This window comes from Albidovulum sp., from assembly GCF_008933605.1.
Classification (GTDB): domain Bacteria; phylum Pseudomonadota; class Alphaproteobacteria; order Rhodobacterales; family Rhodobacteraceae; genus Albidovulum.
Window position 1 is genome coordinate 1 of record NZ_WBUS01000209.1, and the last position, 4,281, is coordinate 4,281.

The window sequence follows — 4,281 nt, forward strand, 5'->3', positions numbered from 1 at the left end:
AAGTCACATGACGTGACCTCTGTCCCGTGAGCCGCCATACATGGGGTCGACGAATCGAGAGCGGAGCTCGGCATGACGACCCTTGACAGGCTGGCGCGGCCCGGCATCCACGAAACGCGCATCCTTGAGCAGTTCGGTGAGCGGGCTCTCTGGCGCGGTAGGAACCCCATGTTCAATCATCCACTCTATTTGCTTGCCTTTGTAAACCGGTCCGGGTCGAACCTCTTGGCGGAATACCTGCGTACAGCGCCGCCCTTCGCAGGGTTTCACGAACACTTGAACCACGATACGGTTGCCCGGCTTGCGGTCCAACTCGGCGCCACCAGCTTTCCCGACTATCTGCGGCTGTTGGGTGAAACGTTCGGTTCACCAGGGCGAATCTTCGGCTATAAGGCCTCTTGGGACCAAGCGGCGATGTTGTTCCGGTTCGGGATCCACCGGATGTACCGCGGCGTGCGCGTCATACACATCCTGCGCAACGACACGCTCGGACAAGCGATCTCGTTTCATATTGCCGCAGCGACGCGGCAATGGACAAGCGCCCAGGAGGCCACGGTGTCGACAAATGTGACGTTTCACGGGCCGGGCATCTCCGAATTGATCGACTCAATCCACTTCGGGAACCAAGCAATCGAGGAGCTTGCGCATCTATTTAACACACCACGGTTACGGCTACTATACGAGGAGCTGGTGAACGACCCCAAGGCTGTTATAACACGGATCGGACGTTTTTCCGGCCACGATCTATCGACCTGGAAGCCCGTGCAGCCCTCGATTCGCAGGCAGGCGTCGGAACTGAACGATGACCTTCGCGCTGCTTATAGGGCCTACGCGGTTAAGGTCTTCGACGGCGCCTGACGCACCAGAAAGCTAGATGAAGCTCTCAAGGGTGATCACACTTGGGTGGAACTCCGGCTGGCCCTCCATCTCCAGAACCCCGGACACGAATTGATGGGGGCGCGCCGGGTCGAGGTGCGCAAGCTGCCATGGCGCGAAGCGCCACCACTTGCAGCGCAGCATGGGCGAGATGAGCATGGGTGGAATGCGGTATCGCTTGATGACCGCGGGGTTGCCGGCCACCACCGAATAGGGCGGCACGTCCTTGGTCACAACGGCATGGGCGGCGATGATCGCGCCGTCGCCAACGGTCACGCCCGGGCAGAGGAAGGCGCCGTGACCAATCCAGACATCGTTGCCGATCGTCGTGATCTTCACCCGCGTCGGCGGCTCGGAATGCGCGAACCGGTAGCGACCGAACTCCTCGGCACCGTTGAAGCCGGTGCCGACACCGAAAAGCCCTTCGAAGAGGTAGAAGGCGGGGCTTGTCGATGCCCAGGTCAGCGGATGGTTCTGGCGCCCGATCTGCACCTGTTCGCCGAACGAACAGTAGCGGCCGATCCGTGCGGCGAAGCAATATCCCGACACCTGATAGGAAAAGGCCCCGAGGCTCAACGAGTGTTCGTAGGTCGTCCACTTGAGGCTCGACGGCGCCTCGATCCGACTGTTGCGGGGAAGGCTGACGGACCCGGTCGCATCGCGCCGCAGCACCTCGACGCCGGACTCGGCGAGGGACCGGATCGGGATCGTGATGTTGCTCAAGCCGGCACCCCCAGAATATCCGCGACAATCCGTTCCACGGCCCCGGACGCATGGTCGAGAGGGATCAGGCGTCCGGTTGCAGATTTGCTCACCGCTTCGGCCTGGGCACCGAGGTCGAAGCAGGCGACCGGCAGACCCGTTGCCAACGCCTCGTGCGTCGTGAAGGAGAATGTCTCGGGCCAGATCGAGGGGATGAACCAGGCGGAGATGCGGTAGCGCTCGGCCAGATTGGCAATCTCGTCCGGCGCATAGGTGCCGTGCACGATTGTCGCCGGCGCGAGGGTGAAGCCCGGCGCGATGTTGCCGACGAGCACCAGCCGCGCGACCGGCGAGGTTTCGAGCGCGCGGCTCAGGCGTTCCACGACCGCTGCGCCCTTGGCTGGTCCGATGTTGCCCAGAACACCGATCACCGGCGGGCTGGCCGCCGTCAGCGCAACCTTGTGGATCCGGTTGGGAAGCCTGTGCGGTACGATGTCGATCCGGTCCGCGCACTCCGGGTAGGCGGCCAGAAGGTGCTTTCGGCTGTCATGCGAAAATACCGTCACCCGCGTCGCGGCCGACATCAGCCGCCCCCATTCCGCGCGCCAGGAGGCGAGGGTCACGGTCTTGCCCTCGGGCCTGACGACGCGGTGCGCGCGGTCACTTCCGCCGGGCGACGGCACCCCGGCAAAGACGCCCTCCCCGTTCAAAAGGTTATAGGATGGGCTGACCATGAAATAGTCGTGGACGAGCACTTCCGGTCCGTCTCCGTCACGCACGAGTTCGAGAAGGTGGCCCGGCAACGTCACGGGGTCGGTGTCACCCACGCCACAGGAGTAGATCACGCGACGGGACGGCAAGGGGTCGAGGAGCCATTGCACCAGGGTGAAATCGGCGACAGCGCCGGCGACGACGCCATGGGCCGAGTGGCATTCGACGCGCCAGCGCAGGGCGCCACCCACGCGCAGGACGACGGCGGCGCCGGTGGCTTCGATGTCGCGCTGCAGGCGGTGCTTCAGGTAATCCTCGGCACCGCCTCCAAGGCTGTGCGCGAGGAAGACGGGAACAGGTCCCCGCGCCCGGACGCCTGCCCAGGCAATCGCCAGCGCCAGACGGGGGGTCCTGAGCGGATCGTGGCGGATGAAATTCTGGACCTCGGCATCATAACCGGGATAGCGCGCGCTGATGATCGCATTGTGCGCCTGCACGAGCTTCAGCTTCTCGACACTTCCAAAGGAGGTGCCGCCGCGGTGCTCGACGAAAAGGCCGCCATGTCCGATGTTCCGGCCACCCAGGGCGCGGACCTTCTGGCACCAGTCGACCTCCTCGCCATAGCCGCGACCGAAGGCGGTATCGAGCGCCGGAACCCGGCGGAGGAAGTCGATGTTCAGCAGCATGCAGAAGCCCACGCCCGTCGGCATCTCGACGAGGCAGGCGTCTGGATGGAAGGTGGCGGCCGTCCGGTTGATCGCCTCCGCCTCGCCCGGAGCCAGTACCGTGCGCTGGCAGATCGTCGGAACCGACAGGATTTCGGCATCGTTCGACATCGGCGTCACGGTTGCCACCGCATCGTGGGTCAGCACCGGCCGCAGCAGTCGCGAGGCCCAGCCCGGCGGCACCAGCGCGTCGGAGTTGAGCAGGACGACGTGATTGCCGAGAGGGACGGCCCGGTCCAGTGCCCGGTTGACGCTTTCGACGAAGCCGAGGTTGCGTTCGTTTTCAAGGATCTCGACGCGGTCCGCGACGGTGCCGTCCTGGCGTGCCAGCCAGTCGCGCAGGAAGGGCCGGACCGCCGGATCGGTGGAGCAGTCCTCGACCGCGATCAGCCTCCAGGGCACGTCGGTATGGGCCACGATACGGGCGAGAGCCTCGGTCAGGAGTTCGAGCGCGTTGTAGACGGGCAGGACAATGGTGATTTCCGCGCTGGGACGCGCCTGCTCGTCCTCGGGGTCGGGCGTGGCGAAGATCCTGGGATCGAGCGCCACGTCCAGGGGCAGCAGGTCGAGACCGAGACGCTTGCGGTAGGACGTCCTTGCGGCGACGTCGCCGAGCAGCGACCACTTCAGGTAATCCGGGAGGCTGGCCGCCAGCCGCAGGACGAAGCCCGGCGCGAGGCGGAGTTGCGCCAGACGGAGGGCAATCCGCCCTGGCTTCGGCAGAATGTGGACGACCCGCTCCGGGCCATCATGGCAGATCAGCATCCATGCGCCCCGGCCGCTGGGCACGGAGACGGAGAAGCCCACGAGCGTGCCAGGCGCCATGTCGGCATGGTTCGCGACGACATCCTCGCGCGGGATGTTGGGATAGGTTTCCGACCGGAACCCGTCACAGATCAACGAGATGGCCCTGCAATTCGACCAGCCGTGGACATCAACCATTCCGCCGGCAAGCTGTACCCGATCGACATGACCTGACACCTTTCCGGCCCCGTCGAGAAGGGGGAGCGCGCCGAGCTCCAGGCGTGCGTGGCGGATAGCGTATTGGCGAAACAGGTTCCGCAGCCGTGATGACATTACAGGTTCTCGGAGCGTTGGTCGAAGCGGGAGGCTGCACCCGGGATGGCGCAGCCGTATGCCGATTGCGAAGGCTTTTACAAACGCCCCGCCATGGTGTCCATCGCCCGCGCCGAAAAATGCGGCACGACGGCGCGCGGAGGCGGAACTCCGCGCCAAGGCGGCACCGTCACCCGCCGGCGCCCGTGAC

General features: G+C 65.1%; 3 protein-coding genes. 1 reads left to right on the top strand and 2 read right to left on the bottom strand.

Annotated elements, in window-relative coordinates; translation table 11 throughout:
* Positions 1–72 precede the first annotated feature (72 nt).
* Positions 73–858 (top strand): Stf0 family sulfotransferase, encoded by a 786-nt coding sequence (locus tag F9K34_RS17350; protein WP_291338369.1) that lies wholly within the window; start codon positions 73–75, stop codon positions 856–858.
* Positions 859–870: 12 nt separating this feature from the next.
* Here F9K34_RS17350 and F9K34_RS17355 read toward each other — a convergent pair whose 3' ends face one another.
* Both F9K34_RS17355 and F9K34_RS17360 read right to left on the bottom strand, forming a co-directional pair.
* A complete protein-coding gene (locus tag F9K34_RS17355; protein ID WP_291338370.1) occupies positions 871–1,599 on the bottom strand; it encodes a CatB-related O-acetyltransferase in 729 nt (242 codons plus the stop codon).
* Positions 1,596–3,956, bottom strand: a complete 2,361-nt coding sequence (locus F9K34_RS17360; protein WP_291338371.1) for a glycosyltransferase — start codon at positions 3,954–3,956, stop codon at positions 1,596–1,598. The genes F9K34_RS17355 and F9K34_RS17360 overlap by 4 nt, the downstream gene beginning before the upstream one ends.
* Between the last annotated feature and the right edge of the window lie 325 nt (positions 3,957–4,281).